Here is a 19,206-nt window from a genome sequence, read left to right as displayed (position 1 = left end):
GCCCGCTCGCTGCCCGAGTACATGGTCCCGGCCGTCTTCGTCGCCCTGGACGCGATCCCGCTGACCAACAGCGGCAAGGTCGACCACAAGGCCCTCCCGGCCTCCACCACCACCGCGCTCACCCGGGCGGCCTACGTCGCCCCGCGCACCATGGTGGAGGAGCAGCTGGCCGCCATCTGGTCCGATGTCCTCGGCATCGACCGCATCGGCGTCGAGGACAGCTTCTTCGAGCTCGGCGGCGACTCCATCCGGGCCCTACGGATGCTGTCCGCGGGCCGGGAGGCCGGTCTCCCGCTGGCGGTCTGGATGGTCATGCAGGCCACGAACCTGCGTGAACTCGCCGCCTTGGCACAGGGCGACGGCGGCCGGACGCCGGAGCAGGACGGGATCGCGCTGCTCGCGGAGCAGCACCGGCTGCTCGGCGCTCAGGCCACCGGCGGCCGCACCGTGCGGCTGCCGGTGAACGGGCAGGCCGACGCGGACGTCCTCGAAGAGGCGCTGCGGGCCGTGGTGCAGCACCACCAGGCGCTGCGCCTGCGGTTCGACGAGGCGGCCGGCGGCCGCGCCCACCTGGCGGAGCCGAGCACCGGAGCCCTGGTCCACGTCGTGGACCTCGGCGAGGTGCCGGCCGCCGAGCGGTCGGCGCGGATCGAGCGGGCGGTCGTCGAGGGCCGGGCGCGCCTGGACACCCGGGGCGGTTCGCTGGTGGACGCGACGCTGATCCGCTTCGGCGCGGAGAGCGGGGCGGCCGACCAGATCTGGCTCACGGTCCACGAGCTCGCGGTCGACCGGGCGTCCTGGACGGTCCTCGTCGAGGACCTGAACACCGCGTACCGGCAGCTCAACGACGGCCTTCCGGCGACTCTGCCGCCGGTGGCGTCCCCGCTGCACTGGTGGGCGGAGCAGCAGCTGGAGCTGGCGCACTCGGACGAGCTGCTGGACCAGGCCGAGCTGTGGCTGGACCGGCCGAAGGGGGCCGCGCTCCCGGTGGACCGCGCCCGGGTGGAGACCACCCACGCCACGGCCAACACGGTCACGGCGACCCTGCCGTCCGAGCTGACCGCGTCCCTGCTGGCCGACACACACCCGGAGCACCTGGTGCTGACGGCGGTGGGCCGTACGCTCGCCCGCTGGGCGCAGGCCGACCGGATCGCCGTCGAGATCGCCGGTGACGCCCGGGGCGGCGCGACGGCGGACACGACCGGCGACCCGTCGCGGACGGTCGGCCCGCTGGACCACGGCCACCCCGTGACCCTGCGACTGCCGCTCGGCCGGGACGCACAGTCCTCGCTGAAGTCGGTCGCCCGGCAGATGCGCACCCTGCCCGACCCGGCGCAGGGATACGGACTGCTGCGCCACCTGGCGCCGGACCCGGAGGTGGCCGAGGAGCTGGCCGCCCTCCCGGCACCGGAGGTGCGGTTCTCCTTCACGGCGCCGCGCTTCGCCGCGGGCCGGCCGACGGCCCGCTCCCTGAACGGGACGCCGCCGCTGGTCTACCTCGCGGAGCGGGTCGTGCCCGCGGCCGCCCCCGACGCCCCGCGGGCGCACCTGCTGGAGATCGACGCGTACGTGTACGAGGGCCGGCTCTACGTCGAGTGGGTCCACAGCACGGACGTCCACGAGGCGGCGACCGTCCGCCGACTGGTCGACGAGCAGATGGCGGAACTGCGGGTGCTGCTCGGCGAGGACGACGGTGCCGACGCCGTGTCGGGCCGCCGCCCGGTGCGCCGGGCGGGTCGCAGCAGTGCGGCGGAGTCGGTGCTCGCGGACCTGCGGGCCGAGGAGGTGATGGCCGACCACGCCATCCCGGGCGCCAGCCTCGCCCTGATCCACGACGGTCAGGTGACGGCGGTCCGCAGCTACGGCGTCCTCGGCGCCGGGGAGAGCGAGCCGGTCACCCCGGACACCCTGTTCGCGGTGGGGTCGATCAGCAAGCACGTGACGACGTACGCGGCATTGCGGCTGGTCTCGGAGGGTCTGCTGGACCTCGACCGGGACGTCAACCGCTACCTGACGTCCTGGCAGGTCCCCGGGGAGTTCCAGGAGCCGGTCACGGCGAGGCTGCTGGTGGCGAACCTGGCCGGGTTCGCCCCGCACCCGACCGTGAACGAGGGCCACTACCCGGACGACGCAGAGCAGCCGACGATGCTCGACATGCTGTACGGGCGGGCGCCGGCCAAGACACCGCCGCCGCGCCGGCAGGACGTGCCCGGCCAGGTGTTCCGGCAGAACTCGGTGCACTACTCGGTGCTCCAGCAGGTGATGACCGACCTCACCGGTGAGGCCTTCCCCGACCTGGTGAAGCGTCTGGTGTTCACGCCGCTGGGCATGGCGGGCAGCAGTTTCGACCCGATGTTCCCGCACGCCTCCGGGCGGCCCTTCGCCCGGGGACACGACGTGGTGGGCACCCAGGTGCGGGGCGGCTACATCGTCCAGCCGGAGCCGGCCGCGGCCGGGATGTGGAGCACCGCCGAGGACCTGGCCAAGTTCGCCGTCGAGGTCCGGCGCGGCTACCTGGGGTACTCGGGCGGCCTGGTCGACCAGCGGCTGGTGCGGCAGATGCTGTCGCCGCAGTCGGACCGCAACTACGGTTGGAGCACTATCGTCGACACCACCAGTGGGGACGTGGAGTTCGGCCACGGCGGCCAGGCCTACGGCTACCAGGCGATGACCGGGCTGCGGGTGCACTCGGGTGTCGGCTCGGTCCTGCTGACCAACGCGGTGAGCGGACGTGAGCTGGTGAAGCACATGATCGTCGCCACCTGGTCCGCGCGGACCAGGGTCGCGGGACTGTGGCAGAAGGCCATCGACGAGGCCGTGCAGCAGGAACGGGCGCGCGCGGCGGTCGCGGGGCAGCACCGGTGACCGTTTCCGCGGCGAAGCCGTCGGCACCGGCTCGGGCTCTGCCCGGGCCGGTGCCCCTGCGGCGCAACGCCGACTTCATCCGGCTCTGGGTGAGCGCGGGGATCTCGCGCTTCGGCACTTCGGTGACGATGGTCGCCTACCCGCTGCTGGCGCTGTGGCACACGGGATCGGCGAGCACGACCGGGCTGGTCACGTTCGCCGCCGCGCTGCCCAATCTGTTCGTCCAGCTGCCGGCCGGGGCGCTGGTCGACCGCTGGAACCGGCGCAGGCTGATGATGGGCTGCGACATCGTCTGCGTGGCGGTGGTCGCCAGCATCGCCGTGACCGAGCTGTGCGGCCGGTTCTGGCTGCCGCAGCTCATGCTGGGCGCGTTCCTGCAGTCCGCGATGGCGATCCTCTACCAGCTGTCGGAGCGGGCGGCGGTGCGCACCGTGGTCGAGCCCGGGCAGCTGTCGGCCGCGCTGGCCCAGAACGAGGCGCGCGGGGCCGCCATCGGCCTGCTCGCCCAGCCCGGCAGCAGCCTGCTGTTCACGGTGGCCCGCTGGCTCCCGTTCGCGGCCAACGCGGCCGTCGGCCTGGTCGCCGCCGTCCTGCTGGTGACCCTGCGGCGGGCCCTCGACCCGGCCCCGGCCGCCCAGGCGGCCGCCCCGGACGGCCCGTCGCTGCGCGCCGCGATCGGGGAAGGGGTCCGCTGGCTGTGGCGGCAGCGGTTCCTGAGGGTGATGACCTGTGTGTTCGCGGGCAGCAACCTGGTCTTCCAGGTGCTCCTGCTGGCGGTGCTGGTGCGGATCCACAACGGCGGTCACACGCCGGCGGTGGTGGGCCTGGTGCTCGGCGCGGGCGGGCTGGGCGGCATCCTCGGGGCGCTCAGCGCAGGCTGGTGGTCGCGCCGGTCGGACCTGTACCGGACGGCGGTGGCCGGCTTCGCGGTGTGGACGGTGTTCATCCCGGTCTCGGCGTGCTCCGGCTCGCCCGCGCTGATCGCCGTCTCGCTGGCCGGCATCACCTTCGTGGCCAGCCTGTTCAACGTCACCGGGAACGTCTACCAGATGCAGGTGACCCCCGAGGCCCTGCAGGGGCGGGTGAACGGGGCGTCGAGCTTCCTGTCCTCGGGGGCGAACTCGCTGGGCGCCCTGGCCGGCGGCTGGCTGGTCGACCGGGCGGGCCCGTCCGCGACCGGCTTCACCCTCGGCATCGCGGTGCTGGCGCTGACCGCCGTGGTGGCACTCAGCCCGGCGGTGCGCGCCGAGCACCGCGCCTCGGGGAACCGCGCCGACGCGAAGCCCGACGCCGCGAAGTCCGCCGACGGGACGCAGGAGCCGGCTGCGGCGGCCGAATCCGCCGGTATGGGCGGGATATAGGGCTCCGGGAGAGCGTGTGGATGCTGGCGGCGTGCCAGCCGTTGTGACGCCTCCGCGCACGATTCCAAGGAAGGACCCCGATGACAGGTTCGATGACCGGCGCGGCGGCCGACTGGTTCCGCAGCTACCGGGCGACGCCCTCCCCGGCCCTGCGCCTGGTGTGCTTCCCGCACGCCGGCGGGGCGCCGACCTCCTACCGGACCTGGGCGCGGGCCGTGCCCGACGACGTCGAGGTGCTGGCCACCTGCTATCCCGGCCGACAGGACCGGTTCGCCGATCCGTTCGCGGCCTCGCTGCCCGAACTGGCCGACGACATCGTGGCCGCCCTCGTCCCGCTGCTCGACACGCCGCTCGCGCTGTTCGGGCACAGCATGGGCGCCTACGTCGCCCACGAGGTCGCCCTGCGGCTCCAGGAACGGCACGGGGTCCAGCCGGTGCGGCTGTTCGTCTCCGGCGCCGAGGCGCCGCACCTGGCCACGCCCCCCGGCCGGGCCGAGGACGACGAGGCCTTCGTCCGCGAGCTCCGGCAGCTGGGCAACGGCTCGATGGGCGAGATCGAGGACGCGGCGCTGCTGGAGCTGGTCCTACCGAGCATCCGGGCCGACTACCGGCTGCTGGACGCCTACCGCCCGGCGTCCGGCACCCGGACCGGCTGCCCGCTCGTGGCGTACGTCGGCGACAGCGACGAGGACTGCGAGATCGACAAGGCCCGCGCCTGGTCGCAGACCACGGCCTCCGCGTTCGAGTTCCGGGCCTTCCCCGGCGGCCACTTCTACCTCGAGGCGCACGAGCAGGAGCTCCTCGGCCACATCACCGGCCACCTCCGCAGCGACCTGCGGCTCAAGCAGGCCCTCGCCGGTCTCTCCCGTACCTGATCACCCGGAGCCACAGATCCCATGACCGAAAGGAAGAGCGGCGCCATGCACGAGCACCTGGTGAGCCGACTGGAAGCACACAGCCGCACGATCCCCGACAAGACCGCCGTGGCCTTCGTCCGGGTCGTCGACGGGGAGCCCGTCGAGGAGACGCTGACCTACGCCGAACTCGACCGGGAGGCGCGCAGGATCGCCTCGTGGCTGGCCGGACGCTGTACGGTCGGCGAGCGGGTGATGCTGCTCTACGGCACCGGCCTGGAGTTCGTGAAGGTCCTGATGGGCTGCATGTACGCGGGCGTGGTCGCCGTGCCGGCGCCGATCCCGGGCAGCCAGCGGGGCCATGACGCCCGCTCGGTCGGCATCGTGCACGACACCGACGTCCGGCTGATCCTCACCGACACGCCAAACGCCGCCGCCGTCAACGCCTTCGTGACGGACTCCGGCCTCACCGGGGTCGAGGCCGTCGTCACCGACACCCTGGAACTCGCCGAGGCGCCCGGGTGGCGGGTGCCGCAGCTCGGCCCGGACACGCTGGTCATCCTCCAGTACACCTCCGGCTCGACCAGCACCCCCAAGGGCGTCATGGTCACCCACGGGTCGCTCTTCCACAACCTGCAGCTGATCGAGCGCGCCTTCGGCCTGGACTCCGGCTGCCTGGTGGCCAGCTGGCTGCCGCAGCACCACGACATGGGGCTCATGGGCAAGGTGCTGGAGCCGCTCTACCTCGGCACCACGACCTACCTGATGGCGCCGATGGACTTCCTGCGCCGCCCCTACCTCTGGCTGGACCTGGTCTCCCGCAAGAAGATCCACACCACCGTCGCGCCCAACTTCGCCTACGACCTGTGCGTGCGCCGGATCAACGACCAGCAGGTCGCCACCCTGGACCTGTCCCACCTGCGCAACGCGGGCAACGGCTCGGAGCCCATCAGCGCCGCGACGCTGCACCGCTTCGCTGAGAAGTTCGCCCCGGCCGGCTTCAGCCTCGACGTCTTCAACCCCTGCTACGGCATGGCCGAGACCACGCTGCTGGTCACCGGCACGCCGCCCGGTCGCCGCCCGGCGATCACCTCCGTGGACGGCGACGCGCTCGCCCACAAGGTGCTGCGCCCGCTCCCCGGCGACCCGGAGGCCCCCAAGCTGGTCAGCAGCGGCCAGATCCACGGGCTCGACGTGCGGATCGTCGACCCGGAGACCAGGACCACGCTGCCGGACGGCCGCGCCGGCGAGATCTGGATCCGGGGCCGGAGCGTCACGGCCGGGTACTGGAACAACCCCGAGGAGACCGAGCGCACCTTCCGCGCGATGACCGCCGAGGGCGAGCGGGGCTTCCTGCGCACCGGCGACATCGGGATCATCCACGACGGCGAGCTGTACGTCACCGGCCGCACCAAGGAGGTGCTGGTCATCAACGGCCGCAACCTCTACCCGCACGACCTCGAGCGCGAACTGCAGACCGTACACGCCTCGTTGCAGGGCCTGGTCGCCAGCGTCTGCTCGGTCCCCGCCGACGGCGAGGAGATCGTCGTCATGCAGGAGTACCGGCCCAACCCGGCCAACCCGATCGAGCTGCCCGAACTGGCGCGCCGCGTGCGCGGCGAGCTCGCCGAGGCGGCCGGCGTGAAGGTGTCGAACGTGGTGTTCCTGCGTCCCGGCCAGGTGCACCGCACGACCAGCGGCAAGATCCAGCGGCGGCTGATGCGCGAGAAGTTCATGACCGGCGCCTTGGAGCCGCTGTACGAGGACCTGAACACGGCGACCAGGAAGCGCTACCGCACGCCCGAGACGGCGGCCGCCGCGGCTGGCGGCACGGGGGAGACGCCGTGACCTCCGCCCCGTACCCCGCCGTCCTGGACTTCGACCGCGCCCTGGGCGACCCGGACGACGCGGGCCGGCTCTTCTCGTACGCCCGCTGCGGCGCACTCGACGACCGCGAGGAGTTCCCGGTCGAGATCTGCCGCGAGCTGGACTTCCTGGGCCTGCCCCGCCACTACGTCCCCGCGGCGTACGGCGGCTCGCTGCACCGCTACGACGAGGTGCTGCAGCTCATGCGCGCCGTCGCCCGGCGCGACCTGACGGTGGCCATCGCGCACGGCAAGACCTTCCTGGGCGCGGTGTCCGTCTGGGTCGGCGGCAGCGAGGAGCAGGCCCGCGAGCTCGGCCGGCTGGTGGCCGACGGAACCGTCGTGTCGTGGGGCCTGACGGAGCGCGACCACGGCAGCGACCTGCTCGCCGGCGAGGTGGCCGCCCGGCGGGAACCGGACGGCGGCTACCGCCTCACCGGCGAGAAGTGGCTGATCAACAACGCCAACCGGGGCCAGCGGATCTGCGTCCTGGCCCGCACCGGCGAGCAGGGCGGCGCCCGCGCGTACAGCCTGCTCATGGTCGACAAGCAGAGCCTCCGGGGCGACACCTACCGGCCGCTGCCGGCGGTGAAGCTGCACGGCATCCGCGGCGCCGACATCAGCGGCATCGCGTTCACCGACGCCCCCGTGCCGGCCGCCGCCCTGATCGGCGCCGAGGGCGGGGGTGCGGAGACCGTCCTGAAGAGCCTCCAGCTGACCCGCACCCTGTGCGCCGCCCTGTCGCTCGGCGCGGCGGACCAGGCGCTCGGGCTGGCCGCCGGGTTCGCCCTGGAGCGCCACGCCTATGGCAGCCGCCTGATCGACCTGCCGCAGACCAGGCACCTGATCGCCCGGTCGTACGCCGACGTGCTCCTCGCCGAGGCCACCACCCTGGTGGCCGGACGGGCCATCCACGCCCTGACCGGGGAACTGTCGGTGGTTTCGGCCGTCACCAAGTACTTCGTCCCCACCCTGGTCGACCAGGTCGTCTCCCGCCTGTCCACGGTGCTGGGCGCCCGCTCCCTGCTGGTGGGCGACACCTTCGAGCACGGGCGCTTCCAGAAGGTGCAGCGCGACCACCGCATCGTGTCCATCTTCGACGGCAACACCGTGGTGAACCTCCACTCGCTGGTCAACCAGTTCCCGCAGCTGGCCCGCCAGGCCCGCCGTGGCGAGGTGGACCGACTCGGTGTCGAGGAGGCGGCCACCCTGACGGCCGAGCTGCCGGACTTCGACCGCGAGCGGCTCTCCCTGCTGCCCCGCCCCGGCGGCAGTATCGTGCTCTCCCTCGCCGACGGCGTGGCGGAGCTGGCCGAACTGGCCCGCCAGGGCGTGGTCCCCGACTCGCTCGCCCGCAATGCGGAGGCGATCGCCGCCGTGGCCGGCGAGGTCGGCACCGCCATGGCGGCCCACCGCCCGGTGGCGACCGACGTCCCGGTGGCCGCCTTCTCCCTGGCCGAACGGTACGCCCGCTGCTTCGCCGCCTCGGCGGCGATCCAGCTGTGGCTGCGCAACCACGCGACGGCCGGCGCCGACCACCCGCTGTGGCAGGGCGGCCTGTGGCTGGAGGCCGTGCTGGTCAGGCTGCTGGACCAGCTGCTCCCCGGCCGACCGGACACCGACGGCGACGTCCTGGAGCGCCTGGTGCCGGTCCTGATCGAGCAGCAGGGCCGGGGCGACCTGCCCTCCCTGCTGACCCACCCGCTCGTGAAAGGCCGCTCATGACCACGGCATCCGCGGCACCCGCCGCGTCGCCCTTCACCGACCTCGGCACCCCGGCCGCGCTGGAATCGCGGCTGGGCGATCCCACCGACCCCGGCAACCCGCTGGGCTTCGCCGCCTTCCTGAACGCGGACGAGCGCGGCGACCTGCTGTCGGCGGGCGAGCGGGTGCTGGACGCCTACGGCCTGGGCGCGGAGTTCGTCCCGGCGGCGCTCGGCGGCCGGCTCGGGCAGGCCGACCACCTGGCCCGGGTGCTGCGCCCGCTGTTCCGTCGTGACGTCGCGCTGGCGCTCGGACACGGCGCGAGCAACCTCGTCGGCTCCGTGAACGTCTGGTCCTCGGGCAGCGCCAAGCAGCGCCGCTGGCTGGCGGACGTGCTGCTGCGCAACGGCCGGGTCGCCGCCGGGTACACCGACATGTCCACCGGCAACGACGTCTCCCGCACCGCGTTCAGCGCCCGGGTGGAGCGCGACTCGCTCGTCCTCAACGGCCGCAAGGAGATCATCAACAACCTCGCCAGGGCCGAGGCCGTCACCCTGCTGGCCCGTACCCGGGAGGAGGCCGGCAGCCGCAGCCACTCCATGGTGCTGGTCGACATGGCGAGCGTCCCGCGCGAGCGGCTGCGCTTCCTGCCGCGCTACCGGACCAGCGGGGTACGCGCCCTGTACCTCGGCGGCCTGGAGTTCCAGGACTGCCCGGTGCCCGTGACCGCGGTCGCCGGCGGCTTCGGGGAGGCCATGGAGACCATCCTGCGGGCCTTCCAGGTCACCCGTGCGGTGCTGCCCGCCGCCGCGGTCGGCACGGTCGACCAGCAGCTGCGGACGGTGATGGACTTCGCGGTCCAGCGGCGCTTGTACGGGCGGGCCGTCTCCGAACTGCCGCACGCCCGCTCGCTGCTGGCCGGCGCGTGGCTCGACCTGCTCGTCGCCGACTGCCTCGCCACCACGGTCTGCCGCGCCCTGCACGTGCTCCCCGGCCAGACCAGCGTCTACGCGGCGGCCGTGAAGTACCTGGTGCCGACGCTGATGCGCGAGGCGGTGGACGCCATGGCCGTCGTGCTGGGCGCGCGCTCCTTCCTGCGTGAGGGCGAGCACGGCGTCTTCCAGAAACACCTGCGCGACCTCCCGGTGGCCTCGCTCGTCCACGCCGGCGGAACGGTGTGCCAGGCGACGATGATCCCCCAGCTGCCGCGGATGGCCCGCGGCGGCTGGCTGCGCGACGACGGCGCCCCGGCCGAGCTGTTCACCATGAACCGGGCCCTGCCGGAGCTGGACGCGGAGCGGCTGAGCGTCATGGCCGGCCGCGAGGACCCGCTGATGGCGGCACTGCCCGAGGTGGCCGCCGAGCTGGCCGGGGACCGGGTGCTCGGCCCGCTGTGTGCCTCGCTGGTGGGAGAACTGCGCCGGCTGAAGGACCAGTTCGGCGCGCTAGCCCCCCGCGACCGCACCCCGGTGGCCAGTGCGGGCACCTTCGTGCTGGCCGAGCGCTACGCGGTCCTACTCGCGGCCGCCGCCTGCCTCGGCGTGTGGCGCCACAACGCGGACAACCCGAACCCGTTCCTGCGCGACACGGCCTGGCTCGCCGCCGCGCTGGGCCGACTGGCCGGCCGACTCGGCTGCGGACCGGAGACGGACGGCGTACCGGAGCCGGTCTTCGCCGAGCTCGCCCGCCGCCACGAGACCCGCCGCGGATTCGACCTCACGGGCCGCCGACTGGCCTGACCCGAGCACCGGCCGGACGCCACCGGTCGCTCCACGTCCACGCGCAGACCCTCCGCGCATATCGGCTTTTTCATCCCAGAAGGGAGCCGATGATGTCGACCTATCATCAGCTTTCCCACGCCCAAGAGGCGCTGTGGTTCCTCTACGAACTCGACCCCGAAGGCAGCTCCTACAACACCGGCGTCGCCGTACGGGTGCTGTCCCCCATCGAGCTGCCCGCACTCCGGGAGGCCGTCGCCGCCGCCGTCGCCCGGCACGAACTCGTCCACTCGCTGTTCGACAAGGTCGACGGGGTGGCCGTCAGCACCCCGCAGGCCCACGAACCCTTCGCCCTGCTGGTCGAGGACCTCGGCCCGGTCGGTGACGACGAACTGCGCACCGCCGTCCGCCGGGCGCTCAACGAGCCGTACCACCTGCGTGACCGCGGCGCCTTCCGCTTCGTCCTGCTGCGTCGCTCCGCGACCGACGCGGTCCTGCTGATCGCCGGTCACCACATCGCCTCCGACGCCGTCTCGGACCTCGTCCTGCTGCGCGACATCCTCGCGGGCTACCAGCAGGCCGTCGCCGGCGAGGAGGCCGCGCCCGCCCCGGTCTCCTACACCCACGACACGTACGTCGTCGCCGAACAGCGCCTGCTCGCCTCTCCGCGCGGCGCCCGCGCCGAGGCGTTCTGGCACGGTGTGATCGAGGGGGCGCAGCCCGCGCAGATCCCCACCGACCGCCCCCGCACCGCCGGGCCCGCGCCCGTCGGCGCCACCCACCACCTGGAGCTCGACGCCGGTCAGGTCGAGGCGCTGCGCACGGCCGCCCGCGCCTGCGGCGTGACCCTCTTCTCCTTCCTGCTGGGCACCTTCCAGGGCCTGCTCCACCGCTACACCCGGCAGAACGACTTCCTCATCGGCTGCCCCACCACCACCCGGCTCTCCCCGCCGATGCGCGACGTCGTCGGCAACTACATCAACACCTTGGTCTTCCGCGGCAGCTTCGCCCCCGGAGCCACCTTCCGCGACGCCGCGACGACCGTCGACGGCCAGGTCCGCCAAGGCCTCGCCGCGGTCGGCTACCCCTTCGCACGGCTCACCCGCACGGCCAACCGCCCGCGCACCAGCGCCGGCTCCTCGCTGTGCCAGATCACCTTCAACCTGATCGGTGTCGCCAAGCCCGACCCGCTGATGAAGCTGCTGCTGGACGGCGAGGGCGAGCACAACACCATCGAGCACAACGGCCTGACCATCAGCCCGTTCGAACTGCCCCAGGCCGAGGGCCAGCTCGACCTCGCGGTGAACGTCCGCCAGAGCACCGACTGCCTGACGCTCGACTTCCGCTACAACGCCGTGCTGTTCGACCTGTCGACCATCGAGCGCTTCGCCTCCTACTACGTGCGCGCCCTGGACACCGCCGCCGCCGACCCGGACCAGGTCATCTCCCGGCTGCGCCTGGTCCAGGCCCCGGACCTCTCCCGCCCGTCGGGCCGGGAGGCCGTCCGTGTCTGAGCTGCCGGGGTCCGACCTGCCGCTCCCGCAGGGGGTCGGCCACCGCACGCTGCGAGCCGGCGGGCGCCGCGTCCGGATCGTCGAGGCCGGTCGGGGTCCGCTCGTCGTCCTGCTGCACGGGTTCCCCGAACTCGCGTACTCCTGGCGCCACCAGCTTGTCGGCCTGGCGGCGGCCGGGTTCCACGCCGTCGCGCCGGACATGCGCGGCTACGGCGGCAGCGACAGCCCCGAGGACGCGGCCCAGTACACGATCCACCACCTGGTGGGCGACGCGGTCGCGCTGATCGACGCGCTGGGCGAGGGCCCGGCCGTGGTAGCCGGCCACGACTGGGGCTCCCAGGTGGCCTGGCACACCGCCCTGATGCGCCCCGACCGGGTCAGGGGCGTGGCGGGCCTCAGCATCCCCTACCGCCCGCGCTCGCCGCTCAACCCGCTGCCCGCGATCCGTCGGGGCATCGGCGAGGGCCACTACATGCTGTACTTCCAGACGCCCGGCGTCGCCGAGGCGGAGCTGGAGCGCGACGTGGCCGCGTCCTTCCGCCGCCTGCTGAGCGGCACCTCGGGCTCGGCCCCCCACCGGGCACCCGTCGTGCCGGACGGCGGCGGCCTGCTGGACCTCTACCCCGAGCCCGCCGCGCTGCCCGGCTGGCTCACCGAGGACGAACTCTCCGTCTACACGGCCGAGTTCACCAGGACCGGCTTCACCGGGGGGCTGAACTGGTACCGCAACCTCGACGCGAACTGGGACCTGACCGCCCCGTACCAGAAGGCGGCCATCCAGGTGCCCGCCCTCTACCTGGCCGGTGCGGAGGACTTCGTGATCAAGGGCGCCGACCCCGCCCGCCTGGAGTCCGAACTGCGGCAGTGGGTCCCCGGCCTGCGCGAGATGCTCCTGCTCCCCGGCTGCGGCCACTGGATCCAGCAGGAACGCCCGGAGGAGGTCACGGCCGCCCTCGTCGCCTTCGCCCGGTCGATGAGCTGACCAGCCCCACCCCCCTTCCTTCGTCCCGTCCCCTTCCCGCTACCACTTCAGATTTCGAGGAGACACACCGATGACCACCGCCGCGACGACCACCGAGATCCAGCAGGCGCCGATCGCCGAGTGGCTGAGGGAGAAGGTCGCCTTCTACCTCGAGGAGCCGGTCGACTCCATCCGGACCGACACCAAGCTGGCCGAGTACGGCCTCGACTCCCTCCACGGGCTCACCCTGTGCGGCGAGATCGAGGACGAGTTCGGCATCGAGGTCGAGCCGACCCTGGTCTGGGACTACCCGACCATCGAGGCCCTGTCCGGCCTGCTCGTGGAGATGCTCGCGGGGAACGGCGACCGGCCCGCCTGACCCGCCGATGGCCGGACCGCGCGGGCGACCACGCGGTCCGGCCGGCCGCCCGAGGCCGCCGACCAGCTCCCCTCCGCACCGTCAGAAAAGGAGTGAACCAGTTGCTAGTGATGACTCGCACAGCCGAGCCGGCGGAGACCATCCGTCCCGATGAACCGGCCGACCCGAGCACGTACACACGGCTCATCGACCTCCTCGACCGGTCCGGGTGCCGGTACCGGATGATCCACCACGCGGCGGAAGGCCGTACGGACGCCGCCAGCGTCCTGCGCGGTCACCCCCTGCGACAGGCCGCCAAGTGCCTGGTCCTGCAGGTCAGGACACCCGGCCGGGGCACGCGCCACGCCCTCGCCGTCGTCCCCGGCGACCTGCGGGTCGACGTGGACGCCGTCCGGGACCTGCTGGGCGGCACGAGCGCCGGATTCGCCTCCCCGGAACGGGCCGAGCGCCTCACCGGATGCCGGAGCGGATCCGTCGTGCCGTTCGCGTTCCACTCCGACCTGGAGCTGATCGTCGACCCGGAACTCCTCGAAAGCCCGCAGCTGTATTTCAACGCGGCCCGCCTGGACCGCTCCGTGGCCCTGGACACCGGCGACTACTTCACCCTGGCGCGTCCACGAATCGCGCCGGTGGCCGAACGCTCCGCCTGAAATTCCCGGCAGGCCCGGAGTAGAAGAAAAATATAGCCGTGGCGGCGACGGTAGTACTCGGTGGTGCCCAGGGCGTCCCGGTTCCTGGTTGATCACACGAGGAGAGACGACAATGCCATCAATCCCGGCCCCGGGCACACGGATCGCTGCCATGGGGCACTACCTGCCCAGCACCGTCCTGACCAGCGAGGCGGTCGCCGAACGGCTGACCGTCGACGCGGAGTGGATCCTGACCCGCACCGGGATCAGCGAACGCCGCGTCGCCGCCCCGGACGAGACGGTGGCGGACATGGCCGTCGCGGCCGCGCAGGACGCCCTGGCCAACCTCGCCCGCGACCGGGGCGGCCTCGACTGCGCCTCCGACATCGACACGGTGATCGTGGCGACCGCCAGCGCGGAGTCGACCATGCCGGCCGTCGCCGCCCGGGTCGCCGGGCGGCTCGGCCTGGCCGCGCCCGCCGCGTTCGACGTCAACAGCGCCTGCGCCGGCTTCTGCCACGCGCTGGCCGTGGCGGACTCCTTGATCAGGTCCGGCACCAGCCGGGGCGCCCTGGTGATCGGCGCCGACAAGGCCAGCTCCTGGCTGGACTGGTCCGACCGGGACACCGCCGTGCTCTTCGCCGACGGCGCGGGCGCGGCAGTGGTCCTGCCGCACCACCGCCGCGCCATCGGCCCGGTGGTGTGGGGCAGCGTCGGTGAGCACGCCGACCGGATCGTCATCGACCCCGACACCCGTGTCCTGCGCCAGGACGGCCGCGCCGTCTACCGCTGGGCGACGAGCCTGGGCCCCATCGCGGCCCGGATCTGCGCGGACGCCGGCATCCGGCCCGCCGACCTCGCCGGCTTCGTGCCCCACCAGGCCAACCTGCGCATCATCCGGGCCCTGGCCAACCACCTCGACCTGCCCGGCGTCCCCGTCGCCACCGACGTGGCGACCACCGGGAACACCATGGCCGCGACCGTCCCGATCGCTCTGTCCCGCATGATCAACCGCGGCGACATCGACACCGGCGGCAACGTCCTGCTCTTCGGCTTCGGCGCCGGCCTCACCTACGCCGGCCAGATCGTCCACCTCGACCCCGTCCCCGCGGTCAACCCCGCCACCCAGGCCCTCATCGCCTGGACCACCTCCGCAATTCCCCAGCCCGTCTCCTGACCTCCTGCCCGTCCACCGGCCCGCCCGCCCCCGACGGGCCGGTGGACGGGCAGGACATATAGAGCCCGCATAGCCCTGCTCGGAATTCTGGCCCGCATGACCAGATACAAGCGTCATTTCCTCGTCGCCGTCACGGCGGCCATTTCGACATTCCTGCTTCTCACCTCGGCAACGCCGTCATCGGCCGCGACCCAGGCCACCACCCCGTGCGGCTACTACGAAGCCGACGGCCACTCCTACTGGAACAACTGCGCCAACACCGACGTCACCATCGACGTGGGCTACCGCGCCGTCCCGGACACCGGCATGTGCATGACTCCAGGCATCAACGAGATCTTCGCGATCGACCAGATCGTATTCGCCACGTATATGCACGACGGCTGCTGACGAATTCAAGCAACAAGGAGCCGCTGCGCCGCTCGCGCCCGTGGACGAACTGGACGTGAGCGGCGCAACGGTTGGACGGACGGGTTATCCGGACTCGAAGAGGAGTGCCTGACCGGGATGGATCCTGCGCATGCTCGGGTGAGCTCTGCCCCGCGATGTGGACACCCTGGCACTTGGGTCTTGTCGATCCGGGAAGGGAAGTCCAGGTGGGGCGTCCGTCGAAGTACTCGGACGAGTTCCGTCGTGATGGCGTCGCATCGTACCGGGCCTCGGAGGGCCTGCCCGACGCCATCGGCACGGTCTGGCCGCAGGCCGTCACCCGGACCCGCATCGTCCACCTGATCCGGGCCTCGTTCCGCTACGCGGCCCGCCAGGACCGGGAGAAGATCTCCAAGGCGCTCAAGCCCGTCTACACCGCTCCGACCGAGGACGCCGCCCTGGAGCGGTTCGTGGAGTTCACCGAGGCCTGGGGGAAGAAGTACCCGGCGATCGTCCGGCTCTGGGAGAACGCCTGGGCCGAGTTCGTGCCGCCGTCTCTCCGCCGGCCGTCGCTAACTCAACCCAACCGAGTCACACCGTTTGCTGGCCCCCCGACCGGGCCGGGACCGGCGCCGTATCCCGTTCGGCCCGACCGGCTCCTCCCGCTGCTGCGCAATCAGGAAGATGCGGGGAGGGCGTTTCTCGGACATCCTTGGCCGGGGCGGGGTGTGGTCTGTCCCCCGAACGTCCGACAGAGCAGAAGTACGGAGAGATCAGATGTCGTTTCAGGCATATCTGGACACGATTGAGGACAAGACCGGCCTGACGCCACGCCAGTTCATCGCACTGGCGCAGGAGCGTGGTTTCGAGGGGCCGGGTAAGAAGGCGGGCCCGATCCTGGAGTGGCTCAAGGAGGAGTACGGTCTGGGCCGCGGTCACGGTATGGCGCTGGTGCACGTCTTCAAGAACGGCGCGAAGATCGACGGGAAGCACGTCGGGACGACCGGCAGCCACCGCGACGAGTCCGACACTCTCTGGCTCGACGGAAAGAAGACCCGCCCCTCCGCCTCCTGAACGGGGGCAAGGGGCCGGAAGGCTTCCGCGCAGTGGGCTGTCCCACCCGTATCTGCGGTGTGGGACAGCCCACTGGTGTGTTGGAGGGCTCTTGTACGGGGTCGGCTGCGAGCGGTGAGTGCCAGGGCCGGCCCGTGGCCTCTTCACCGTGGGCGGCTACTTCGTGAGGGTCAGGGATGACCGGGCCGGGGCCGGGGCGACCGGGGCGGGGGTGCGCAGGGTCAGGCGGGCTGCGGGCAGGGCGAGCAGCACGGTGGGGCCGTCAAGCCGCCGATGAACCAGCCGGGCCGGCCGTGGTCGCCGAGGTAGGTGGCCAGCGGCGGGGCGATACCGCCGAGGACGGCCGCGGTGACCGCATTGGGCAGGCCGAGTCCCAGGGCGCGGTTCTCCGCCGGAAAGAGCTCGGAGAGTCGGAGAGGATGCCGGGGAGGGCGGTCGTCGCGGAGACCAGGTACACGGTGCCGCTGAGGTAGATGGACAGCAGGCTGGCGAAGGCTCCCTCGATGGCGAGGAAGCTGTACGAGCCCCAGATCGCGAACAGGACGGTCGCGGCGAGCAGGAAGTGCCGGGGACCCACCTCGTCGGCGAGCAGGCCGATGGGAACGTTGATCACCATCAGAATGGTGGTGGCACAGACGACCACCTGGAACATCTCGCCGGGAGCGGCGAGCTGCGCGTGGCCTGGGAGCGCCGGGCTGCGCTGGAGGAGATCGACCCGTGGTGGTGCCCGGCCTGGCCGATCGTCTGGCAGCGCTCCTATGCCGTGGCGCGGCAGTGGTGGCTGGAGTCGGACGGCCGGGTCGACTGGGCGCAGCTGCCGGTGGAGACGGCGTTCGAAGGCGAGCAGTTGGGCCGGTGGGTGCGGGCGCAGCGGGCCGGGAGCGGGCCGACCTCGACGCCGCCGTTGATGCCGGCCGCCGAACCCTCGCCTACCTCAAGGACGTGCGCTCCGAGAGGATCGCCCTCTCCGTGCACGGCATCGCCAAGTCGCTGGAGCCCCACCAGAAGGTGCCCTGCGTGGCCGAGTACCTCGACGCGTACCGAACCGCCGTCCCCGCCGGAAGGACACCGTCCCTCGGACCGGACCCCGGCGGGCGAACGGCTCCACCGCTGACCCTCGTCGGCGCCCCCGGCGAGGCCCGCACCGCGGTGGCACCTACGATCGGATCATGGCAGGAGTCCGTGACTATCCTCAGCAACTCGACCGGCCGATCAGGGACGTTCAGGCGTACCTGTCCAGCCGGGGCGGAGTGCGTCCCTTCGCCGTCGCCTCGGCCGACTTCGAACCCCTCCCGACCGGTGACGGGGACCCGAACCTTCCGTTCGAGTTCGTCAACGAGGTGCCCTCCTCCGTGCTGCCCGCCGAGTTCGGCGCCGCCTTCGGCGAGGGGCTGCTCGCCCAACTCCGGGCCTGGTCCTTCCGCCAGGTCCTGCCGTACGCGGTGCGGGTGCGGCTGCGCCACGCGCAGTGGCGTGAGGGGCAGTCGACGGAGGCCGGCTTCGCGGCAGCCGGGCAGCAGGCGGCCTACGAGTTCTCCGAGTCCTTCCATGACGGTGTCGGTCCGCGTCGGCTCGTCACCCTGCGGCCCGCCGCGCAGCAGCCGGAGGAGGAGGCGACCGGCGAGGCGTCCGTCATCCGGGACGTGCACGTTCGCCTGGTCAAATTCACGATGTGCGGCCACTACGCCATTGCCACCGCGGATTTCACGCCCTTGCCCGCCGACGGGGAGCAGCACTTCGAGTTCGTCCTGGAGGTTCCCGAGGACCGCCTTCCGCTGTATCTCGCCGAGGCCTTCGAGCGCGGCCTGCGGGAGGAGCTCTACTCCACGGATGACGGCCGACTGCCCGTCCGGGCGTTCCGTGTCCGCCTGCACGACGCGAAGTGGCACGAGGTGGATTCCAACGAGATGATCTTCGCGGCCGCCGGTCGCAAGGCCGCAGCCGAGGCACTCCGCCGCTCCCGCGAAGGCGACGAGCCCAGAACCACCGCATGATCCGAACGATTACCGCAGGCCCGCGCGGGAAGTCGGCCCGGCGCGCGGGGCAGGACGACTCCTAGGCGCTGTTCCAGCCCACCAGTGGCCGTCTCATCCCCGACGGCGCCAGCGGCGGCCAGGCGGTCCGGCCTGTCCACCGGGATCTACCGCCGCCGTCCTCGCCACTGGTGCCGCCCCGGCGGGCAGGATCCACCCGACGACCAGTGCCCAGCCGCCGCCGAGAACGCCTTTGGCGATGTCACCCATGCTGCTACCTCACCGGTTGCCGTCGCGGAACGGCGGACTGGCCCAGTCGTCATCGCCGAACGGCGGGCCGGGCACGGCTGTGGCATCGCCACCACCGCGCCAAGGAGCACCCGGGTCGACGGGGCGCGGGGTCAGTTTTGGCACATCCCGCAGCCGCGTGTCGCCCGGCCTCCCTTCCCCTCCGGTGTAAACGGCGTTTACACCGCCGCTTCCCATCAGGCTTCAAGCCAGCAGATTCAGCGTCACGTTGTCCTGGGCCATCGGATCTTGGGATGCGGACAATGACCTGGTTCAAGAGGCAGTTGTACGAGCTGGCCGAGACCAACGGTCGACCTCCGGCACGGGCGTCCAGAGCCGGGCAATGGCTCTGACCCCAGAAACGCAGAAGGGCCCGTCCCAAGGCTTGGGTTCTAGGAGTCGTTGCAACACCCCAGCTCAAGGGGTGCGATGGACTTCGAGATCCGAGCGGACCGGAAGCCACAGGGGCGCAACAAGT

At 72.4% G+C, this 19,206-nt stretch carries 16 protein-coding genes and 1 pseudogene; 15 read left to right on the top strand and 2 right to left on the bottom strand.

The window, feature by feature from the left end:
* The 14 genes and pseudogenes from ABZW30_RS43430 to ABZW30_RS43365 form a co-directional block, all read left to right on the top strand.
* Positions 1-2,865: serine hydrolase (locus tag ABZW30_RS43430; protein WP_355676852.1), on the top strand; the 2,865-nt coding region annotated here is incomplete at its 5' end.
* Between the two features lie 50 nt (positions 2,866-2,915).
* Positions 2,916-4,226, top strand: a complete 1,311-nt coding sequence (locus ABZW30_RS43425) for an MFS transporter (RefSeq protein WP_355676851.1) — start codon at positions 2,916-2,918, stop codon at positions 4,224-4,226.
* A gap of 80 nt (positions 4,227-4,306) precedes the next feature.
* On the top strand, positions 4,307-5,101 hold the full coding sequence (locus ABZW30_RS43420; RefSeq protein WP_355676850.1) for an alpha/beta fold hydrolase: 795 nt from the start codon (positions 4,307-4,309) through the stop codon (positions 5,099-5,101).
* Positions 5,102-5,122: 21 nt separating this feature from the next.
* Positions 5,123-6,928, top strand: coding sequence for a fatty acyl-AMP ligase (locus ABZW30_RS43415; protein WP_355676849.1), 1,806 nt, complete (start codon positions 5,123-5,125; stop codon positions 6,926-6,928).
* Positions 6,925-8,670: an acyl-CoA dehydrogenase family protein gene (locus ABZW30_RS43410; RefSeq protein ID WP_355676848.1), complete on the top strand. Its 1,746-nt coding sequence runs from the start codon at positions 6,925-6,927 to the stop codon at positions 8,668-8,670. Before ABZW30_RS43415 ends, ABZW30_RS43410 begins: the two co-directional genes overlap by 4 nt.
* On the top strand, positions 8,667-10,388 hold the full coding sequence (locus ABZW30_RS43405; RefSeq protein ID WP_355676847.1) for an acyl-CoA dehydrogenase: 1,722 nt from the start codon (positions 8,667-8,669) through the stop codon (positions 10,386-10,388). The genes ABZW30_RS43410 and ABZW30_RS43405 overlap by 4 nt, the downstream gene beginning before the upstream one ends.
* Positions 10,389-10,480: 92 nt before the next feature.
* The gene (locus ABZW30_RS43400; protein WP_355676846.1) at positions 10,481-11,881 is read left to right on the top strand and encodes a condensation domain-containing protein; all 1,401 of its coding nucleotides are present in this window, start codon (positions 10,481-10,483) and stop codon (positions 11,879-11,881) included.
* Positions 11,874-12,863, top strand: a complete 990-nt coding sequence (locus ABZW30_RS43395) for an alpha/beta hydrolase (RefSeq protein ID WP_355676845.1) — start codon at positions 11,874-11,876, stop codon at positions 12,861-12,863. Before ABZW30_RS43400 ends, ABZW30_RS43395 begins: the two co-directional genes overlap by 8 nt.
* A 70-nt stretch (positions 12,864-12,933) precedes the next feature.
* Positions 12,934-13,221: an acyl carrier protein gene (locus ABZW30_RS43390; RefSeq protein WP_355676844.1), complete on the top strand. Its 288-nt coding sequence runs from the start codon at positions 12,934-12,936 to the stop codon at positions 13,219-13,221.
* 110 nt (positions 13,222-13,331) lie between these two features.
* Complete coding sequence (locus tag ABZW30_RS43385; protein WP_355676843.1) at positions 13,332-13,871, top strand: YbaK/EbsC family protein; 540 nt, start codon at positions 13,332-13,334, stop codon at positions 13,869-13,871.
* A 112-nt stretch (positions 13,872-13,983) separates the two neighbouring features.
* The gene (locus ABZW30_RS43380) at positions 13,984-15,027 is read left to right on the top strand and encodes a beta-ketoacyl-ACP synthase 3 (RefSeq protein WP_355676842.1); all 1,044 of its coding nucleotides are present in this window, start codon (positions 13,984-13,986) and stop codon (positions 15,025-15,027) included.
* Between the two features lie 96 nt (positions 15,028-15,123).
* Positions 15,124-15,414 (top strand): DUF6355 family natural product biosynthesis protein, encoded by a 291-nt coding sequence (locus ABZW30_RS43375; RefSeq protein ID WP_355676841.1) that lies wholly within the window; start codon positions 15,124-15,126, stop codon positions 15,412-15,414.
* Between the two features lie 272 nt (positions 15,415-15,686).
* Positions 15,687-15,944: pseudogene (locus ABZW30_RS43370) on the top strand (transposase); the annotation flags it as partial.
* Between the two features lie 226 nt (positions 15,945-16,170).
* Positions 16,171-16,467, top strand: coding sequence for a DUF4287 domain-containing protein (locus ABZW30_RS43365; protein WP_355676840.1), 297 nt, complete (start codon positions 16,171-16,173; stop codon positions 16,465-16,467).
* Positions 16,468-16,729: 262 nt separating this feature from the next.
* On the opposite strand, the gene ABZW30_RS43360 is transcribed toward ABZW30_RS43365, so the two are convergent.
* Positions 16,730-17,080: a hypothetical protein gene (locus ABZW30_RS43360; RefSeq protein ID WP_355676839.1), complete on the bottom strand. Its 351-nt coding sequence runs from the start codon at positions 17,078-17,080 to the stop codon at positions 16,730-16,732.
* 143 nt (positions 17,081-17,223) lie between these two features.
* Positions 17,224-17,442 carry a hypothetical protein gene (locus ABZW30_RS43355; RefSeq protein WP_355676838.1) on the bottom strand — a complete coding sequence of 73 codons (219 nt, stop codon included), beginning with the start codon at positions 17,440-17,442 and terminating at the stop codon, positions 17,224-17,226.
* A gap of 194 nt (positions 17,443-17,636) precedes the next feature.
* Here ABZW30_RS43355 and ABZW30_RS43350 point away from each other — a divergent pair, with 194 nt between their 5' ends.
* A complete protein-coding gene (locus ABZW30_RS43350; RefSeq protein WP_355676837.1) occupies positions 17,637-18,461 on the top strand; it encodes a hypothetical protein in 825 nt (274 codons plus the stop codon).
* The last annotated feature ends 745 nt before the right edge of the window (positions 18,462-19,206 follow it).

Source organism: Kitasatospora sp. NPDC004669 (assembly GCF_040609455.1).
Classification (GTDB): Bacteria; Actinomycetota; Actinomycetes; order Streptomycetales; family Streptomycetaceae; genus Kitasatospora.
The sequence above is the reverse complement of the archived record's forward strand: the minus strand, read 5'-3'. Positions and strand labels throughout refer to the sequence as shown.